The sequence below is a fragment of the Corallococcus sp. CA049B genome, from assembly GCF_003611685.1.
In the GTDB taxonomy this organism is placed as follows: Bacteria; Myxococcota; Myxococcia; order Myxococcales; family Myxococcaceae; genus Corallococcus; species Corallococcus coralloides.
Window position 1 is genome coordinate 1 of sequence record NZ_RAWC01000185.1, and the last position, 18,303, is coordinate 18,303.

The 18,303-nt window shown below is 71.9% G+C and carries 18 protein-coding genes; 7 read left to right on the forward strand and 11 right to left on the reverse strand.

The window, feature by feature from the left end; genetic code table 11:
• Nucleotides 1-141: 141 nt before the first annotated feature.
• Complete coding sequence (locus D7W82_RS29855) at nucleotides 142-609, reverse strand: Lrp/AsnC family transcriptional regulator (RefSeq protein ID WP_120621588.1); 468 nt, start codon at nucleotides 607-609, stop codon at nucleotides 142-144.
• 64 nt (nucleotides 610-673) lie between these two features.
• On the opposite strand from D7W82_RS29855, the gene D7W82_RS29860 reads away from it, so the two are divergent.
• Both D7W82_RS29860 and D7W82_RS29865 read left to right on the forward strand, forming a co-directional pair.
• Complete coding sequence (locus D7W82_RS29860; protein WP_233588015.1) at nucleotides 674-2,788, forward strand: M3 family metallopeptidase; 2,115 nt, start codon at nucleotides 674-676, stop codon at nucleotides 2,786-2,788.
• 5 nt (nucleotides 2,789-2,793) lie between these two features.
• Nucleotides 2,794-3,180, forward strand: coding sequence for a VOC family protein (locus D7W82_RS29865; protein WP_120621589.1), 387 nt, complete (start codon nucleotides 2,794-2,796; stop codon nucleotides 3,178-3,180).
• A gap of 8 nt (nucleotides 3,181-3,188) precedes the next feature.
• On the opposite strand, the gene D7W82_RS29870 is transcribed toward D7W82_RS29865, so the two are convergent.
• A complete protein-coding gene (locus D7W82_RS29870) occupies nucleotides 3,189-4,031 on the reverse strand; it encodes a helix-turn-helix transcriptional regulator (RefSeq protein WP_120621590.1) in 843 nt (280 codons plus the stop codon).
• A 152-nt stretch (nucleotides 4,032-4,183) separates the two neighbouring features.
• Between D7W82_RS29870 and D7W82_RS29875 the strand changes: the two genes are divergently transcribed.
• Both D7W82_RS29875 and D7W82_RS29880 read left to right on the forward strand, forming a co-directional pair.
• Nucleotides 4,184-4,921, forward strand: a complete 738-nt coding sequence (locus D7W82_RS29875; RefSeq protein ID WP_120621591.1) for an SDR family oxidoreductase — start codon at nucleotides 4,184-4,186, stop codon at nucleotides 4,919-4,921.
• A 201-nt stretch (nucleotides 4,922-5,122) separates the two neighbouring features.
• Nucleotides 5,123-6,694, forward strand: coding sequence for a PAS domain S-box protein (locus D7W82_RS29880; protein ID WP_120621592.1), 1,572 nt, complete (start codon nucleotides 5,123-5,125; stop codon nucleotides 6,692-6,694).
• Here the strand turns inward: D7W82_RS29880 and D7W82_RS29885 are convergent.
• Entirely contained in the window at nucleotides 6,680-7,636 is a 957-nt protein-coding gene (locus D7W82_RS29885; protein WP_120621603.1) for an alpha/beta fold hydrolase, read from the reverse strand. The genes D7W82_RS29880 and D7W82_RS29885 overlap by 15 nt on opposite strands.
• A 243-nt stretch (nucleotides 7,637-7,879) precedes the next feature.
• On the opposite strand from D7W82_RS29885, the gene D7W82_RS29890 reads away from it, so the two are divergent.
• Together D7W82_RS29890 and D7W82_RS29895 are read left to right on the forward strand one after the other, a co-directional pair.
• Nucleotides 7,880-8,854 carry a lytic transglycosylase domain-containing protein gene (locus D7W82_RS29890; RefSeq protein ID WP_120621593.1) on the forward strand — a complete coding sequence of 325 codons (975 nt, stop codon included), beginning with the start codon at nucleotides 7,880-7,882 and terminating at the stop codon, nucleotides 8,852-8,854.
• 84 nt (nucleotides 8,855-8,938) lie between these two features.
• Nucleotides 8,939-9,463, forward strand: a complete 525-nt coding sequence (locus tag D7W82_RS29895) for a hypothetical protein (RefSeq protein ID WP_120621594.1) — start codon at nucleotides 8,939-8,941, stop codon at nucleotides 9,461-9,463.
• A gap of 6 nt (nucleotides 9,464-9,469) precedes the next feature.
• On the opposite strand, the gene D7W82_RS29900 is transcribed toward D7W82_RS29895, so the two are convergent.
• From D7W82_RS29900 to D7W82_RS29930, 7 genes are read right to left on the reverse strand one after another with little or no spacing between them, the layout of a single operon-like run.
• Nucleotides 9,470-10,582, reverse strand: coding sequence for a sensor histidine kinase (locus D7W82_RS29900; RefSeq protein WP_120621595.1), 1,113 nt, complete (start codon nucleotides 10,580-10,582; stop codon nucleotides 9,470-9,472).
• Complete coding sequence (locus D7W82_RS29905; protein WP_120621596.1) at nucleotides 10,579-11,280, reverse strand: response regulator; 702 nt, start codon at nucleotides 11,278-11,280, stop codon at nucleotides 10,579-10,581. Before D7W82_RS29905 ends, D7W82_RS29900 begins: the two co-directional genes overlap by 4 nt.
• Nucleotides 11,280-12,485, reverse strand: coding sequence for a sensor histidine kinase (locus tag D7W82_RS29910; protein ID WP_233588016.1), 1,206 nt, complete (start codon nucleotides 12,483-12,485; stop codon nucleotides 11,280-11,282). Before D7W82_RS29910 ends, D7W82_RS29905 begins: the two co-directional genes overlap by 1 nt.
• A 28-nt stretch (nucleotides 12,486-12,513) precedes the next feature.
• Nucleotides 12,514-13,902: a sigma-54 dependent transcriptional regulator gene (locus D7W82_RS29915; protein WP_120621598.1), complete on the reverse strand. Its 1,389-nt coding sequence runs from the start codon at nucleotides 13,900-13,902 to the stop codon at nucleotides 12,514-12,516.
• A 32-nt stretch (nucleotides 13,903-13,934) separates the two neighbouring features.
• Entirely contained in the window at nucleotides 13,935-14,231 is a 297-nt protein-coding gene (locus D7W82_RS29920; protein WP_120621599.1) for a TraR/DksA C4-type zinc finger protein, read from the reverse strand.
• 23 nt (nucleotides 14,232-14,254) lie between these two features.
• The gene (locus D7W82_RS29925; protein WP_120621604.1) at nucleotides 14,255-15,301 is read right to left on the reverse strand and encodes a hypothetical protein; all 1,047 of its coding nucleotides are present in this window, start codon (nucleotides 15,299-15,301) and stop codon (nucleotides 14,255-14,257) included.
• Nucleotides 15,298-15,636 carry a hypothetical protein gene (locus D7W82_RS29930; protein WP_120621600.1) on the reverse strand — a complete coding sequence of 113 codons (339 nt, stop codon included), beginning with the start codon at nucleotides 15,634-15,636 and terminating at the stop codon, nucleotides 15,298-15,300. The genes D7W82_RS29925 and D7W82_RS29930 overlap by 4 nt, the downstream gene beginning before the upstream one ends.
• Before the next feature lie 262 nt (nucleotides 15,637-15,898).
• On the opposite strand from D7W82_RS29930, the gene D7W82_RS29935 reads away from it, so the two are divergent.
• Nucleotides 15,899-16,915 carry a 2-hydroxyacid dehydrogenase gene (locus tag D7W82_RS29935; protein WP_120621605.1) on the forward strand — a complete coding sequence of 339 codons (1,017 nt, stop codon included), beginning with the start codon at nucleotides 15,899-15,901 and terminating at the stop codon, nucleotides 16,913-16,915.
• A 22-nt stretch (nucleotides 16,916-16,937) separates the two neighbouring features.
• On the opposite strand, the gene D7W82_RS29940 is transcribed toward D7W82_RS29935, so the two are convergent.
• Nucleotides 16,938-18,303, reverse strand: a 1,366-nt coding sequence (locus tag D7W82_RS29940) for a cation-translocating P-type ATPase (protein WP_147439625.1), incomplete at its 5' end; no start/stop codon positions are given.

The window sequence follows — 18,303 nt, forward strand, 5'->3', positions numbered from 1 at the left end:
CCGTGAGCCCGCCCAGTCCCCCGCCCACCACGGCCACCTTCGTCGCATGCATGTCCGTCCTCCGTCCCGGCGCCCGGCGCATTCCGGGCATCCAACGGCCACCACGAACGGGGACGAAAAAAGGTTACAGCGCCGCCCCCGTCAGGCGCCCCGGTCGACCGGCAGCCCCGAGCGCGCGAAGGAGAACACCAGCGACGTCTCGATGCGGCTCACCTCCGGACGACTGGTGAAGGACTGGATGGTGAGCACTCGCAGGTGTTCGGTGTCCCGACACACGACGTGCACCAGGAAGTCCGTGGTACCCCCCAGGCAATAGACAGCCACCGTCTCCGGCAGCGAGCGCAGGTGGTCGCCAATGCTGCCGAAGGCTTCTCCCACGTGGAGCCGGAGCTGCACGGCGATGAGCGCCTGGAGCCCCAAACCCAGCGAGCGCGGATCCAGGTCCGCGCGATAGGAGCGGATGACCCCATCCGTCTCCAGCCGCTTCACCCGCGCGAGGCACGACGACGGGGCCAGCCCCACCTTCGCGGCCAATTCCTTGTTGGACAGCCGTGCATTGTTCTGGAGGGCCTCCAGAATCACGCGATCAATTCGGTCGAGTGCGGCCATCCGAGGCTCCCGGGCGAATTCCATTCGATGGAGGCCGCTCAATCCTGACCCGTATTCTGTCCGCATGCCACGACACAGAATCGCAGCATGCCTCGTCCTCCTGGCGGGCACGGCCTTCGCGGCCCCCGCTTCGCCGCCGGATGTCCTGCTCGCGCCCTGGTCCGGGCCTCATGGAGGCGTCCCGCCGTTCGACCGCGCGCGGGTGGAGGACTTCGCTCCAGCGCTCGAAGCCGCCATGGCGCAGGCACGCAGCGAGGTCGCCGCCATCGTGGACTCGAAGGAGCCCCCCACCTTCGAGAACACCATCGCCGCGTACCAGGACTCGGGCCGGACCTTCAATCGCGTCTACGAGGTCTACAACGCGTGGTCCTCGTTCGTGAGCTCACCGGAGTACCAGGCCGTGGAGCGCGAGATGGCGCCCCGGCTGTCCGCGTTCTGGGATGAAGAGTCCCAGAACCGGAAGCTCTTCCGCCGCATCAAGGCGGTCCGGGACTCGGCCGCGAAGGCGAAGCTGACGCCAGAGCAGCAGCGTCTGGTGGCGTCCTCCTACGACGACTTCGTGCGCTCGGGCGCCCTGCTGGATGCCGCGGGGGCCAGGCGAATGGCCGCGCTCAATCAAAAGCTCGCCACGCTCTACACGACGTTCAACCAGAACGTGCTCGCCGACGAGAAGCGCTACACCCTCCTGGAGAACGAGGCGGACCTGGCGGGCCTGCCGGAGCCGCTGCGAAAGGCCGCGGCCGCTGAGGCTACGGCGCGCGGACAGCCGGGAAGGTGGGCCGTGGCCAACACCCGCTCGGTGGTGGCGGACTTCCTCACGTATTCGGAGCGGCGGGCGCTGCGCGAGAAGATCTGGCGCAACTACGACAGCCGCGGCGACCACGGCGACTCGCATGACAACAACGCCGTCATCACGCAGATCCTCGCGGCGCGCGCGGAGCAGGCGAAGCTCATGGGCTTCCCCACCCACGCACACCGCCAGCTCCAGCGCGCGATGGTGAAGAATCCTGAGCGCGCGATGAAGCTGCTGGAGACGATGTGGACGCCCGCGGTCGCGCGCGTGCGCGAAGAGGTCGCCGCGATGACCGCCATTGCCCGGAGCCAGGGCCAGGAGGAGCCCATCGCCCCGTGGGACTACCGCTACTACGCGGAGAAGGTGCGCAAGCAGGCGTATGACTTCGACGACAGCGAGGTGAAGCCCTACCTCCAGCTGGAGACCCTGCGCGAGGGCATGTTCTGGGTGGCGGGTCAGCTCTTCGGCTACACCTTCACGCCCGCGCCGGACGTGCCCGTCTACCATCCGGACGTGCGCGTCTTCGCGGTGAAGGACCGGGAGAGCGGCCGGGAGCGCGGGCTCCTCTACTTCGACCCCTATGCGCGCGAGGGCAAGTACAACGGAGGGCAGACGGAGACGTACCGCGTCCAGGAGCGCTTCCGGGGCGAGGTGCCGGCCCTGGTGGCCATCAGCATGCCGTTCGTGAAGCCGGGAGCGGGCAGCCCCGCGCTGCTCGGCTGGCGCGACGCGCAGACGCTGTTCCACGAGTTCGGCCACGCGCTGCACACGCTGAGCGGAGACGTGACGTACCCGTCGCTCGGCGGTGGCCGCGTGTTGAGCGACTACGCGGAGTTCCCGTCCAAGCTGTTCGAGCATTGGCTCGCCACGCCGGAGGTGCTGAGCCGCTTCGCGGTGCATCATACGACGGGACAGCCCATGCCCCAGGCGCTCGTGGCCCGCATCCAGAAGGCGGCGACGTTCAACCAGGGCTTCTACACCGTCGACTTCCTCACCTCCGCGCTGGTGGAGATGAAGATGCATCTGGCGGGTGCGAAGCGCATCGACCCCGACGCCTTCGAGCGCGACGTGCTCCGCCAGATGGGCGCGCCCGTGGAGGTCGGCATGCGCTTCCGCATGCCCCATTTCAGCCACGTCTTCTCCAGCAACGCCTACGCGGCGGGCTACTACCGCTACCTCTGGGCGGACATGCTGGCCTCGGATGCCTTCGAGGCCTTCCAGGAAGCCGGAGGTCCCTATGACGCGAAGGTGGCCGCGCGGCTGCACGAGCACGTGCTCTCCGTGGGCAACACCGTCGATCCGTTCGAGGGCTACCGGAAGTTTCGTGGAAAGGACGCGAGCCTCGACGCGCTGATGCGCGAGCGCGGCTTCGCGCCCATACACTGAGGACCATGATCGATCACACCGGCATTGGCGTCGCGGACGTCGCCCGCTCGGCGGCCTTCTACGACGCGGCGTTGGGGGCGCTCGGCCTGCGCCGCGCCATGCAGCTCCCCCAGGACACCGGGGCGGATGGCATTGGCTATGGCCGCGACTACCCCATCTTCTGGATCGACCGCTTCCATCCTCACGGCGTGAAGCAACACACGGCCTTCGCCGCCACGAGCCGCGCCCAGGTCGACGCCTTCCACGCGGCCGCGGTGGCGGCGGGCGGAACCGACAACGGGCCGCCCGGGCTGCGCGGTGTCGAAGCGGGCTATCCCGCCGGTTACTACGCCGCCTTCGTGCTGGACCCGGACGGCAACAACATCGAAGCGGTCTTCCGGGAGCTTTCGTGACGGCGGCCTCACTGCACGGCGCGCGCGAACTGTCCCGGGGTGATGCCGACGATGCGCTTGAAGTGCCGGTTGAGCTGGCTCTGATCACAGAGCCCGACCTGGAGCGCGACCTCCGCGGGCGCCAGTCCCTGGGACAGCAGCCGCTGGGCTCGCGAGACGCGCAGGTGGGTGAGGTATGCGTGCGGAGGCATGCCCAATTCCTCGCGGAAGGCGCGGCACAGGTGGAACCGGTTCCAGCCCACCTGCTGGGCCAGCGACTCCAGGGTGATGCCCTCCGGAATGGCTTCGTGCAGGGCCTCCACCACGCGCCGGATGGGCCAGCGGTAGCGCCGCGCCACTGCGCCTGAAGGATCCAGACATCCGACCAGCGAGGAGAGGGCTTCGGCCAGGGATGTCTGGAGCGCGAGGGCGCTGGAGCGTCCCTCCAGGCCCGCATCCAGCAAGGCGTGGAGGCGCACGAAGGCGGCCGCCGCGGGCTGCGATGTTTCGAGTTGGAGCTGGCGAAGCCGGGCGGAGGCCGGCGCGCCCAGCGCCTCGCGGGCCTCGGCGACGAGGGACTCGTCAAAGGCGATGACCTGGAAGCGGGCGGGTCCGTCTCGGCGCAGGTCGCGGTGCACCTCGCCCATCTGCTTGAGGTCGACCGTTCGGGGCGAGGAGGAATGGACCTTGCCCCGCCCCCACCACTCCGAGTGCCCCCGCTGCGTCACCATCACGGAGAAACGTTCCTTCACGGAGCGCAGCAGCCGCCCGTCGGTCCGGTAGCGCACCAGTCGCAAGCCCGTCAGTTCCGGGAACAGGAAGGTCTGGATGGACAGGGGGCCATCCACGACGGCGTGAGAGAGAGCGGGCACGGTTGGACTCTAGGGATGAGCTTCCCCGCTGGCTTGGGCGAAGTTGACCTGCACGCCCTGTCAACAACGTCCAAGCCCGGCATGCCCCGGCATGGCTACGTCTTGCATCGCACGCCCGGCCCTCCCCTCACCTGGCCGGGCAGGGAGGCGTCATGTCAGGCATCCAGGACAAGGTCATTGCCATCACCGGAGCCAGCAGCGGCATTGGCGAAGCGGCGGCGCTGCTGCTCGCCGGGCGTGGCGCGAAGGTCGTCCTTGGCGCGCGACGGCTGGAGCGGCTGGAGCCGGTGGTGGAGCGCATCACCCAGGCGGGAGGGGAGGCCCTCTGCGCACGGACCGACGTGAGACGGCGCGAGGACGTCGCCGGGCTCGTCCACCTGGCCCGTGAGCGGTTTGGCAGGCTGGACGTGCTCATCAACAACGCGGGCAGCCTGGCGACCTCGCCGCTGGACGACCTGCGCATTGACGACTGGGAGGAGTTGGTCGACACCAACATCAAGGGGGTGCTGTACGGCATCGCCGCGGCGCTGCCGGTCTTCCGCGAGCAGGGCTTCGGGCACTTCATCAACACCGCGTCGACCTCGGCGCACCGGATCGTGCCCGGCCAGGCGGTCTACGCGGGGACGAAGTTCGCCGTGCGAGCCATCTCCGAAGGCCTGCGGCAGGAGGCGGGCCCCAGGTTGCGGGTGACGGTCATCTCGCCAGGGATGACCCGGACGAACTTCCTCGAGCACGTGAAGAATCCGGAGCTCCGGGCCCGGTTCGAGGAGGTCCGGGACCAGCTCGCGATTCCACCGGATGCGATTGCCCGGGCCATGGCCTTCGCCATCGAGCAGCCCGCCGACGTGGACGTGGGCGAGGTGATTGTCCGTCCCACGGCGCAGGACTGAGCTACGGGAAGTGCCCCCTGCCCTGGCACCGCGAGCCCTCCGCATGCGCCCCTCCCTGCTGAGGCCGCCACTCCTGCTGGCCGCCCTCTCCCAGGGAGTGGCCAGCGCTCCGGCCGGGGCCCGGCGCGTCCGCTCCCTGTGCCGCGGGGAACGGCGGCTCACGGCCCGCGTGTTTCACGACCTGGAGGGACCGTGGCACGAATGGAGTGCACGCACGCAATCCAGGACACGGATGTGCTCTTCCGCTTCCTGGTCCAGAGCGCGAAGGACCGCGCCATCTTCGGCCTCGACCTGCAAGGGCACATCATCAGCTGGAACCCGGGCGCCGAGCACATCAAGGGCTGGCGCGCCGAGGAGATCCTGGGCCAGCACTTCCGCATGCTCTTTCCCGAGGAGTACCGCCAACAGGGGCGTCCGGAGAATGAGCTGAAGGAGGCCTTCGAGACGGGGCACTACCAGGGCGAGGAGCCCCGGCAGCGCAAGGACGGGAGCTTCTTCATCGCGGAGATAGACCTGTGGCTGTTGCGTGACGACGCGGGCCAGCCCTGCGGGTTCGTGAAGGTCACGCAGGACGTCACCGCGCGCAAGCTGGCGGAGGAGGCCCACGTGGCGCTGCTTGCCCGGGAGCGGTCGTCCCATGCCGAGGCGGAGGCGGAGCGCCACAAGCTCTACGCCATCTTCGAGCAGGCCCCGGTGGGCATCGCCATCTACCGGGGCCCCCACCACGTCATCCAGTTCGCCAACCCCGTCCAGTGCCGCTTCTGGGAGCGAGGGTGCGAGGAGGTGCTCGGCAAGCCCTTGCGCGAAGTGCTGCCCGAGGAGCAGGGACCGTCCATCATCGAGAAGGCCTGCGACCCCGTCTTCCAGCAGGGGGAGCCCCGGGTCTTCACGGAGGAGCGCTTCGAATTCACCCGCCAGGACACGGGCGAGCGGGTGGAGCACTACTTCAACTACACGCACGTGCCCATGCGGGACCTGGCGGGCACGGTCGAGGGTTTCATGGCCGTGGCCTGGGACGTCACGGACGCGGTGCGGTCTCACCAACGCGCGGCCGTCCTGACCCAGCAGCTCCAGGACCGCGTCGACTTCGAGCAGCAGCTCATCGGCATCGTCAGCCATGACCTGCGCACCCCGCTCAACGCCATCCACCTGACGGTGAGCGCCATGGCCCGCCGCGACGAGCTGGACGCGCGCACCTCCCAGTCCGTGCTGCGCATCCAGTCCGCCGTGCACCGCGCGGTGCGGCTCGTGGGAGACCTGCTCGACTTCACCCAGGCCCGGCTGGGCGAGGGCATCCCCATCTCGCCCCGAGCCGCGGACCTGAACCAGGTGGCCCGGCAGGTGTTGGATCAAGTGGATGCGGCGCACCCCGGCCGCACCCTGCGGGTGCAGGAGCGGGGCGACGCGACGGGCGTGTGGGACTCCGAGCGGATTGCCCAGGTGGTGCAGAACCTGGTCACCAACGCCATCAAGTACAGCCCCGAGGCGAGCCCGGTGCAGGTGACGACCCGGGGCGAGGACGGGTGGGTGTGCCTGTCCGTGCACAACCAGGGCACGCCCATCCCCCCGGAGAAGCTCCCCCGCATCTTCGAGCCCCTCCAGCGCGCGTCATCGGAGGTGGACTCCACCAGCCGCAGCGTGGGCCTGGGGCTCTACATCGTGAAGCAGCTGGTGGAGGCCCACGGCGGCACCGTCGACGTCACCTCCAACCTCAAGCAAGGCACCACGTTCACCGTGCGCCTGCCCCGGCACGGGGACTCAGGCGGGCAGTGACTTCAGGAACGCCAGCAGGGCGGCGTTCACCTCCGCGGGGCGCTCCTGCTGAACCCAGTGGCCCGCGCCCGGAATGACGAGCACGTCCTGGAGCCGCGGCACCAGGGCCTTCATGGCGTCCAACGGAGCGAAGGCGCGGCCCGGGTCCTTCTCCCCGGTGATGAAGAGGGCGGGCTGCGGGATGAGGGCCGTCGCCAGTTCGGGCAGCTCCTGCCAGTCGCGGTCCATGTTGCGGTAGCGATTGAGCCCGCCGCGGAAGCCGCTGTGCTGAAGCTCCTTCGCGAAGTGCGCGAGGTCCGCCTCCGTGAGCCACGCGGGCAGCGGCTCCGGCACCTGGAGGCCGGTGAGGAAGCCGTCGCCCTGGCGGCGCGACTTCACGGCCTCGGCCTGCGTGTCGAAGCCGGGGGTGCCGCCCAGGGTGATGCGGAGCGTCCTCGGGATGTCCGCTTCGAGCTCCGCCTCCGCGATGCCCGGCTCCTGGAAGTAGAGGATGTAGAACCACTTGTCCCCGAACACGTGCCGGAAGAGCTGGGTCGGCGGCATGGGCGTGCGGCCCAGGTGCGGCACGCTCATGCCCACGACGGCGCGGAAGCGGTCCGGGTGCAGCGCGGCGCAGCTCCACGCCATCGCCGCGCCCCAGTCGTGGCCCACCACCACCGCGGTCTTCTCCCCCAGCGCATCCAGCAGGCCCACGAAGTCCGCCATCAGCTGCTTCATGCTGTAGGCCTCGACGGGTTCGGGCCGGTCGCTCTGGCCGTAGCCGCGGACGTCGGGCGCGACCGCGTGGTAGCCGGCGTCCGCGAGCACCCGGAGCTGGTGGCGCCACGAGTACCCGGACTCCGGCCAGCCATGGAGGAGCAGCACCAGCGGGCCCTGCCCGGCCTCGGTGAGGTGCAGGTGGATGCCATTCGTCCGGACGGTGCGGTGGGTGATGTCGGCCATGGGAGCGTTCTGCACGACGCCCGGCCCCCCTGTCATTCGAAGGGTGACGGCGGGTTCGGCTGATGACGGAGGGCATCGGGCCGGTGACAGGAGTCACCAGGCACAAGCCCCGGCGGCACTGCACGTGGCCCGTGAAATCCATGGGTTGTCCGCGCCCGCCCGGTCCACGGGGGCTGGCACACCGGCTGCTATGGGGTCCTGCATCGCTTCACCGAAACCCAATCCCTTTCGAGGTCCCCCGCCATGGCCATCTCGCCCCTCCGCAGCCCCTCCGCTTCCGTGTCCCGCATGCCGGTGCAGGACGCAGCCTCTCCCCGCCTCGCGGGTCGTCCGGGTGGCGTGGACGGGTTCTCCTCCGCCCAGAAGCCGGGCTCGCCGGGGCTCGCCGCCTTCCAGAAGGACGGCTTCGACATCGGCTCCGGCAAGGGCGCGGAGCTGGGCAAGCTGCTCCAGGACACGCTGTCCGCGCTGACGTCCATCGTGCAGTTGGTGGCGCAGGCCGTGCCGGGCGGCGCGCAGGCGCTCTCCGGAGCCCAGGGCGCGCAGGGCGCGCAGGGCGGCAGGTGCGGCACGGGTTCGCAGCCCTTCTCCGACAGCAGCTTCACGCCGCAGGACCCGGCGCGGCCTCCCGTGGCGCTCAACGGCAACACCGGCGTGGTGGGGCCCGCGGCGTCGCAGTCCCAGGCGTCCAATGGCAACACCGGCGTCGTGGGGCCCGCGACGTCCTCCTCGAGCGGCGGCACGAAGCTGGGCGGCAACCTGCCCCCGGGGCTGGAGAAGTTCCGGAGCGCCATCGAGTCCGCCTCCGCCAAGACGGGCATGCCGGCGGAGATGCTGGCCGCGCAGATCTGGCAGGAGTCGCGCGGCAACCTGGAGGCCGTCTCCACCAACGGCGGCAATGGCCTGACGGACACGGGCCTGATGCAGGTCAACCCCAACACCTACGGGGAGCTGCAGGCGAAGCACCCGGAGCTCCAGGGCAAGGACCTCTCCGACCCGGAGACCAACATCCTGGCGGGCGCCTTCTACATGAAGGACATGAAGGAGCAGTTCGGCAGCGATGAGCTGGCCCTGCGCGCCTACAACTCCGGCCCCAACGGCGTGGACAAGAGCAACCCGGACGCCATCCCCGCCGGCACCGGCGACGCCACCTACGTGCAGAAGGTGAAGTCCTTCATGAACACGCTGGCCACCGGCCAGGGCACGCTGCCCGCGTAGGACGCCGTGCCCATGACGAACCCGTGACGGAAGGATGGCATCCCCCGGGGGAAAGAGGCGGAGCCGGCGTCCAGGATCCCCCTCATGACCTCCTCCTCCTTCCGTCCGTTCGTGTTGGCCGCTGTCTCCTCCTGCGCGCTGGTGCTGGGCGCGTGCTCCGGCGCCACCGCCGCGACCCGCCCCGCGGAGTCCCTCTCCGTCCGGGAGCTGAACATCGTCGACGAGAACGGCCAGACGCGCATGCGCATCGCGGCGCCCATGCCCGACCCCCAGGGCCTCAAGCGCGCCGTCACCGCCTACGGCATCCAGTTCCTCAGCCCCACCGGGCAGGAGATTGGAGGCCTGGGGATGCTCGACTCCATTGGCGTCCGCGCGCTCTGCTTCGACAGCGAGGAGAGCTACGAGGCCATGTGCATGGGCCTGGAGAAGGAGAATCCCACCGTCACCTTCCGGAAGGACTGGAAGGAGCGCATCACGATGGGCGTGGTGGACGGCGTGGCGAGCATCGTCATCCACGACGCCCAGGGGACGCCGCGCCTCAAGCTGGAGGTGGACCAGGACGGCAACGCGCGGACCGTCGGCGTGACGCCCGCGCCGGCCGCGCCCTGAGCCCCGTCAGCGCGGCTGCGTCCCCGGTGCTCCGGGCAGGTGCACGCTGAAGCGCGCGCCGCCCAGCGGGCCATCCTCCACCTGGAGGGTGCCGCCGTGCTGGGTGACGATGGCGTGCACGATGGAGAGCCCCAGCCCGCTGCCGCTCGCCTTCGTCGTGAAGAAGGGCTCGAAGAGCCTCCCCCGCGACTGCACCGGCACGCCGGGCCCGCTGTCGTCCACGAAGAGCGCCACCTCTTCTCCTTGCGCGCTCGCGCTGAAGCGCACCCGGCCTCCCGGCGGCGCCGCCTCCAGCGCGTTGAGCGCCAGGTTCAGCAGCACCTGCCGCAGCCGCTCCTCCTCCCCCCACACCTCCAGCGCGCCCGGCGGCTCCACCTCCAGCGTCACGCCGCGCTGCTCGGCCTGCCAGGCCAGGAGGCTGCCCACCCGCTCGAACAGCGGCGCCACCGCCACGGCGTCCGACCTGAACTCGCGGGGACGGGCGAACTGGAGGAAGTCCTCCAGGATGTGGTCCAGGCGGCGGATTTCATCCCGCACCAGCAGCAGCGGCTCCAGGAGCGGCCCCTGGACGGACTCCTCCAGCCTGCGCACCCGCCGCTCCAGGACGGTGAGTTGCAGGCCAGCGGCGTTGAGGGGGTTGCGGATTTCATGCGTCAGGCCCGCGGTCAGCGTGCCCACCGCGGCCAGCTTCTCCGACACCTGCGCGCGCCGGGCCAGCACCCGCTTCTCGCGGTGCAGCCGCACCTGGCGCAGCGCCTGCTCCAGGGTCATCAGCAGCTCCGGCGTGGCGCAGGGCTTGAGGAGGTACGCGCACGCGCCCGCGTGCACCGCGGCCACCGCCGCCTCCAGCATGCCCAGGCCCGTGAGCAGCACCACCTCTCCGTCCGGCACCAGCGCCTTGAGCCGGGGGGCGAGCCACGAGCCCTCTCCGTCCGGCAGCCGCACGTCCACCAGCGCCACGTCGAAGCCCGCCGGCGCCCGCTCCAGCGCCCCCGCGCAGCTCGTCGCGCTGGAGACGACGTAGCCCTGGTCCTCCAGCAGCTCCTTCATGTTGTCCAGGAACGCCGCGTTGTCATCCACCACCAGCACCCGGGGCCGCTCCCCCGCGCTCCCCGTCACGCGCGCTCTCCGTGCACGTGCTCCAGTTCGGCGAGCAGCGCCCCGGTGTCGAAGGGCTTGCGGACCCACCGGCCCTCGAAGTCCGCGGGCAGCGCTTCGGGGTAGGCCGTGACGACGAAGGGGGTGGTGCCGGGGAAGCGCTCCCGCACGCGGCGCAGCGCCTCTCCGTCGGGGCCGCCCGGCACGCGCAGGTCCACGAGCGCCGCGAAGGGGCGGACGGACGCCAGCCCCGCCACGTCCGGCACCGAGCGCGCGACCACGGCCGTGAAGCCGCGCTCGCGCAGCACCTCCGTGAGGTTGTCCGCGAGGTGGACGTCGTCCTCCACCAGCATGACGAGGCCGTCGCGGCGGGCCCGCGTGAGCAGCTCCATCAGCGCGGGCACCGGCACCGGCTTGGGCAGCACCGCGAGCACGCCCTCCGCGCGCGCCCACGCGAGGTCGGCCTCCCCGGGGTGCGCGGTGACGACGATGGCCGCGAGCCCCGGGTCCCGCTGACGCAGGTGGTGCACCAGCGCGGCGCCGCTCATCCCGGCCATGCACATGTCGGTGATGAGCACGTCGTAGCGCACCTCGCGCGCGGCCTGGAGCGCGGCCTCGCCCCCGTCCACCACGGTGGCCGAGTGGCCTGCGTCCTCCAGGATCTCCGCCAGGTTCTCCGCGAAGGCCCGGTTGTCATCCACCAACAGGAAGCGGCCCATCAGGAAGGCTCCAGCGTCAGGGGAAGCTCCACCACGAAGCGGGCCCCTCCCGGCCCGGCTCCGGCTGCGGAGGGAGCGTACGCGATGCCGCCGCCATGCCGTTCGAGGATGCGCCGCACGAGCGCCAGGCCCAGCCCCAGCCCGCGCGCCTTCGTGGTCATCAGCGGCTCGAAGACGCGCGCGCGGATGGCCGGGTCCAGGCCCGGGCCGCTGTCCTCCAGCACCAGGCGGACCCGCCGCGCCCCGTCCTCCGGGACGTCCGCCGTCAGCCGCACCTCGCCTTCGCGCTCGTCCAGGGCCTGCACCGCGTTCTGCAGCAGGTTCACGAAGACCTGCCGCAGCTGCACCGCGTCCCCCTCCAGCGGGGGCAGGGCGTCCAGGCCCTCCTCGCGCACGCGCACCCGAGGGGGCGGCGCGACGGCCTTCCGCGCGGAGGCCCAGACCTCCGTGAGGCGCAGCGGCGCGCGGACCAGCGGGCGGGAGCGGATCATGTCCAGCAGGCTGGTGATGATGTGGTTGGCGACCCCCACCTGTTCCCCGATGCGGCCCAGGTGCTTGGCCACGCGCGCGTCCTCCGTCGCGGCGGGGCGGCCCTTGAGGATGAAGAGCGACGTCTCGATGACGCCCAGGGGGTTGCGCAGCTCGTGGCCGATGGAGCCCACCAGCTGCCCGAAGGTCGCCAGCCGCTCGGCCCGGGCCGCCTGGGCCAGCAGGTCCTCGCGGTACGTGTGCAGCATGATGGCGAGCTCCAGGTCGAGGATCTTCCCCAGCGCCCGGCCCAGGCGGGCGGTCCGGGCGGGGTCGTCGCGCAGCGACTCCTCCATCACCGCCGTCAGCTCCTGGCGCAGCAGGTTCATGGCGCCAAACATGTAGTGCTGCGGCAGGTGGATGCGCACGTGCACCCGTCCGATGCGGCAGCGGCGCTCGAACCAGGCCGCGTCCCACGGCCCCAATAGCAGCGACCCCATCCAGTCCTGGAGGGTCACCTTGAGGTGCCCCACCCGGCTCTCGCCCCCCTCCAGCGCCTCGCGCGCCCCCGGGTGTTCGAGGATGCGCCGGTAGAAGACGTCCGCGATGCGCTCGAAGTGCGCGCAGGCGATGGGGTGCAGCTCCCGCAGGGCCTCACCGTCGCCGGCGGAGAACCCCACGTAGCGCTGGAGCTCCTCCAGGATGTCGTCCGTCACGCCTCCAGGTCCAGCTTCCATGGCGAATCCCTTCCTTGCGCGCGGGGCTTCAAGACCCGGCCGGCTCCTCGTCCGGGCCGGCGCCACCGCCGCCGTACTCCTTGAGCTTGTATTGGATCTTCCGCACGCTGATGCCCAGCACCTCCGCGGCGCGCGTGGTGGAGCCCTGCACCATCTCCAGCGTGCGGAGGATGGCCTCGCGTTCGATGGCGGCGAGCGTCGCGCCGGGGATGAGCCGGTCGGATCCCCCGGCGCTGGGGCGGGGGCCGCGCAGCACGGGCGGCAGGTCGTCCGCCGTGAGCTCCTCTCCTCGCGCGAGCACCACGGCGCGCTCCACCGCGTTCTCCAGCTCGCGGATGTTGCCCGGCCAGTCGTGGCTCATCAGCGCCTCCAGGGTGCCGGGCGCCAGCCCCTTCACGGCCTTGCCATGGACCCCGTTGCAGCGCTCGATGAAGTGGCTCACCAGCGCGGGGATGTCCGCCTTGCGCCGGCGCAGGGGCGGCAGCGTCACCGCCACCACGTTGAGGCGGTAATAGAGGTCCTCGCGGAAGCGGCCCGCCTTCACCTCCGCCTCCAGGTCGCGGTGGGTGGCCGCCACGATGCGCACGTCCACCTTCAACGTCTGCGTGCCGCCCACGCGCTCGAACTCGCGGCCCTGCAGCACGCGCAAGAGCTTCACCTGCACGGCCGGGGAGATTTCGCCGATCTCGTCCAGGAACAGGGTGCCCCCGTCCGCCAGCTCGAAGCGGCCCTCCTTGCGCGCCAGGGCGCCGGTGAAGGCCCCCCGCTCGTGGCCGAACAGCTCGCTCTCCAGCAGGCCCTCGCTGAGCGCCGCGCAGTGCACCTTGACGAAGGGGCGCGCCTTGCGCGGGCTGAGCTCGTGCAGCGCCTGGGCCACCAGCTCCTTGCCCGTGCCGCTCTCCCCCAGGATGAGCACCGTGGCCCGCGTGGGGGCCGCCTGGTGGATGAGGGAATACACGCCCTGGAGCTCGGGCGCGTCCCCGATGATGTTGCCCACGCGGAAGCGCTCCGCCACCCGCTCCCGCAGCTGCCGCGCCTCCTGCTTCAGCCGACGCGTCTCCAGCGCCTTGGCCAGCACGACGAGCACGGCGTTCAGGTCCAGCGGCTTGGTGAGGTAGCTCTCCGCGCCCAGGCGCATGGCCTCCACCGCCGCCTCCACCGTGGCGAACGCCGTCATCATCACGAAGGCCGCGTCGCTGCCTTCCTCCTTCGCGCGGCGCAGCAGGGTGACGCCGTCCATGCGCGGCATCCGCACGTCGGTGAGCACCAGCGCGGGTGAGAAGTCCGGGAGCGCGGCGAGCGCCTCCGCGCCGTCCGCGGCCTCCCGGACCTCGTAGCCCTCCTCCGAGAGGAGGGTGGCCAGGGCGCGCCGCGCGTTCACCTCGTCATCCACGACCAGGATGCGTTCTGGGGCCATGCCCCTGCTTAACAGACATGACTCCAGGGCCTTCATGCGTTCGCGTCCCGGGCCCGCGCGTCCGCGCACGTCAGGCAGCAGCGCGCCTCCGGGACGGCGAGCAGCCGCTGCCGGCCAATGGCGCCCCCGCACTGCTCGCAGCCGCCGAAGCGGCCCTGCTCGATGCGCTCGAGCGCCGCCTCCACCTCCTCCAGCTCGCGCGGCGGGAGGCACGCTCCCCGCACGGGCGGCCGGACAGCCACCGCCTCGCCCGCGCGCGAGGCACGCAGCGCGTCCCGGCGGGACAGGAGCATCCGCAGCGCCAGGGTCGTGATGGGGTCACCGGGCATGGGGTCCTCGTCGCGCGCGAGCTTCAGGGGGCCGGGGGAAGTGACAGGGAGGCGGAGCGCTTGCGCCGCGCCGCGAGCACGCCCGGCGCCGCGAGCACCGCGACGGCCACCGTCACCAGCGCGGCGCCCGCCAGCTCCCGGACGCTCACGCCGGAGAGCCCCAGCCACGCGGAGAGCACGGCCGTCGCGCCCACGCCCGCGAACACACTGGAGGCGCGGTTGATGGGTACGGTGAAGGTGTTCTCCCGCGCATCCAGCAGCACCAGCCCCCCGAAGATGCCGCTGCCCTGGGAGAGGAGCCCCACGGCCAGCTCCACGGCCAGCGTGGGCCGCGTGAACATCCCGGTGAAGCCCTCGCGCAGCTGCGCCGCGGCGCCCCCCACGCCCGCGAAGGCCCACAGCGCGAGCAGGACGACGAGCGCGGGCGCGGCCACCATCTGCTCCTCCACGAAGTAGCGCTCGCGCGCGCCGGGCACGTGGTTCTTCGCCAGCCGGCTCATGAAGCGCAGCCGCACGAAGTAGCTGGCGACGTACACCGCCCAGTCCAGCCCCGCCACCAGGGAGAGGCGCGGCTCCGCGCCCGGCCCCGCCGCGACGAGCAGCGCGGCAAGGCTCACCCCCAGCGCCACACGGGAAGGCCACGCGACGCTCCGGCCGCTCACCGCGTCCACCAGCGGCGCGAGCACCAGCACGCCGCCGCGCATCAGCAGCATCATGAAGACGATGGAGGTCCCGTCGAAGGTGTACGCCAGCGTGGTGGTGGCGATGATGCCCGTGGTGCACAGGCCCGACAGGAAGGTCCAGCGCCCCGGCCAGGGCAGGCTCACCGGCCCGAAGCGCCGTCGCCCCGCGTATTGGAAGGCGCCGCTCCACGTCAGGTACGCGAACATCCCCGCGAGCGTGGCCAGCGCCGTGGAGGGCAGCAGCACGAAGCCCGGCAGCCCCGCGCTCATCCCCGGCAGGGCGCCCAGGCTCAGCGCCTTCGTCAGCGCGCTGTAGGGCAGGTAGCAGGCGAAGTACCCCAGCGCAAACCACCCGATGGCGACCGGGGCCTTGGGAGACGGGCTCATCGTCCGCCCGCCGCGCACCAGGGGCAGCACCGGGCCTCGGGCACGACCTGGAGCCGCTCGGGCTGGATGACGGCGCCGCAGCCCTCGCACCGGGGCAGGCCGTCCGCCGGAAGGTGTTCCAGCGCGCGCTCCAGCGCCTCCAGGGCTCGCGCCTCGCGAGCGTCGAGCGCGTCGAGCAGCCGCGTCTCCTCCAGGGCCATCGCGCGGTCCACCCACTCAGGAGCCCCGGCGCCGGTGACTTCACGCAACAGGTCCCGGTGCCTGCGCCGCAGCTCCAGCAGGGCCCGCCACCGCTGGCGCAACCGCCGGCCCGTCTCTTCACGCGTGGCATTCATCGAGCGTCCTTCCGTCTCCCGTATCGCGTCCCGGGCCCCCCACGCCGCGCGGCCCACCCCCACCGCTTTACAGGATGCATGCCACTGTTGTCCCGGGCCGTGCGCGGCGCGCCCCCGCAGGAGTTGCACACAGGCCCCCGTGCACCGCGCAACGCTTGCGCCCACCCATCCCCCGGGGCCGGTGTCCCCGCCGCGCATGGCGGATGCAGAGTCCGGCGAGGAGCCCGCGGCCTCCTTCACGCGCCGCCCAGGGGACACGCCCATGCGCATCGCCTTCTTCGACACCCACCGCTTCGACCGCACCGCCTTCGAGGAGGCCAACGCCGCGTTCGGCCATGAGCTGACCTGGTTCGAGCCCCGCCTGACGCCGCAGACGGTGGGACTGGCGGCGGGCTTCCCCGGGGTGTGCTCCTTCGTGAATGACCGGCTGGACGGCCCCTGTCTCCAGGCGCTGGCGAAGGGGGGCACGCGGCTGGTGGCGCTGCGCTCGGCGGGCTTCAACCACGTGGACCTGGCGGAGGCCGCCCGGCTGGGGATGACCGTCGTGCGCGTGCCCGAGTACTCACCCGAGGCCGTGGCCGAGCACACCGCGGCGCTCGTGCTCGCGCTCAACCGCAAGGTGCACCGCGCCTACGCGCGGGTGCGCGAGTGGAACTTCTCGCTGGACGGGCTGGTGGGGTTCGACCTGCACGGCAAGACGGTGGCCCTGGTGGGGCTGGGGCGCATCGGCCGCGCCACCGCCCGCATCTTCCACGGCTTCGGCTGCCGGCTGCTCGCGGTGGATCCCCAGCTGAAGGAAGAGGATGCGCGGCGGCTGCACCTGGAGCCCGTGGCGCTCCCGGAGGCCCTGGCCCGGGCGGACATCCTCTCCCTGCACCTGCCCCTCACGCCCGGCACGCGCCACCTCATCGACGGGGCGGCGCTCGCGCGGATGAAGCCCGGAGCGATGCTCATCAACACCGGCCGCGGGGCGCTCATCGACAGCCATGCCCTGCTGGCGGCGCTCAAGTCCGGCCACCTGGGGGCCGCCGGGCTGGACGTGTACGAGGAGGAGGAAGGCGTCTTCTTCCAGGACCTCTCCGGACAGGTGCTCCAGGACGACGTGCTCGCGCGGCTGCTCACCTTCCCCAACGTGCTCATCACCGCGCACCAGGCCTTCCTCACCCGGGAGGCCCTGGGCGCCATCGCCCGCACCACGCTCGAAAGCATCCGCCGCTTCGAGCGGGGTGAGCCCCTGGGGGCGACGGAGGTCCGGGCGGAGCAGGTGCTCCCGCGCTGAGGAGCCCGGCCCGGCCGCCGCGTCAACCGCCGAGGGGGGCGCGCGCCCGGGCCCGCGCCATCCCGCGCAGCAGCAGCTTGCGCAGCTCCAGCACGCTCACCGGGATGAACCCCAGCCCCAGGGCGAGCGCGAGGTGCGCGGCATCCAGCGGCACCAGCGAGAAGAACGCGGCGAGCGCGGGCACCTCCGGCAGGGCGACCTGCAGCGCCAGGGTGAGGGCCGCCACCGCGAGCAGCGGCCGGTTGTCGAAGGCGCCCACCTCCCAGTGGAGCAGCCCCACGCTGCGCGCGGCGAAGGACCGCAGCACCTGGCAGCACACCAGCACGGTGAAGGTCAGGGTGCGCGCCTCCTCCACCGGCAGGTGCTGGAGGCTCCAGAGGAAGGTGCCCAGCGTGACAGTGGCGTCCAGCAGGCCCGTGGCCAGCACCGCCGTCCACTCCCGCCGGCCCAGCATGGGCTCCTCCGGCCGCCGCGGTGGCCGCCGCATGACGTCCGGAGGGGCGGGGTCCATGACCAGCGCCAGGGCCGGCAGCCCGTCGGTGACGAGGTTCACCCAGAGCAGGTGCAGGGGCAGCAGCGGCAGGGGCAGCCCCAGCAGCGACGCGCCGAGCATCAGCACCAGCTCACCGGCGTTGCCCGCCAGCAGGTAGACGAGCGTCTTGCGGATGTTCTCGTAGATGCCGCGCCCCTCGCGCACGGCCGCCACGATGCTCGCGAAGTTGTCGTCCGTGAGGATGAGGTCGGACGCCTCGCGGGTGACCTCCGCGCCGGTGCGGCCCATGGCGATGCCGATGTGGGCCTCGCGCAGGGCCGGCGCGTCGTTCACCCCGTCCCCCGTCATGGCGACCACCTCCCCGCGCGCCTTCCAGCCGCGCACGATGTGGAGCTTCTCTTCCGCGGTCGCCCGCGCGTGCACGGTGCCCTCGGGTGATTCACCCTCGCGCAGGAGGCCCAGCTCCTTCGCGATGGCCAGGGCCGTGGCGGGATGGTCGCCGGTGATCATCACCGTGCGCACCCCGGCCTCGCGCGCCGCGCGCACGGCCTCCACCGCTTCGGGCCGGGGCGGATCCGCGAGCCCCACCAGCCCCACCAGCGTGAGGTCCCGCTCGTCAGGGCCCCGCCCCTCCGCCACGGCCAGCACGCGCAGGGCGCGCCCCGCCAGCAGGGCCAGGGCCTCCGCCACGCCCGGAGGCACCTGCCGGCACAGCGGGAGGAGCGCCTCCAGCGCGCCCTTCACGTAGAGCACGCCGTCCGAGCGCAGGACGCTCATGCGCCGCCGGTCCGAATCAAAGGGCTGCTCCGAAACCCGGGGGCGCTCGCGCTCCACGTCCGAACGCTCCACGCCCCTGGCCCGCGCCGCCGCCACCTCCAGCACGCGCTGGGTGGAC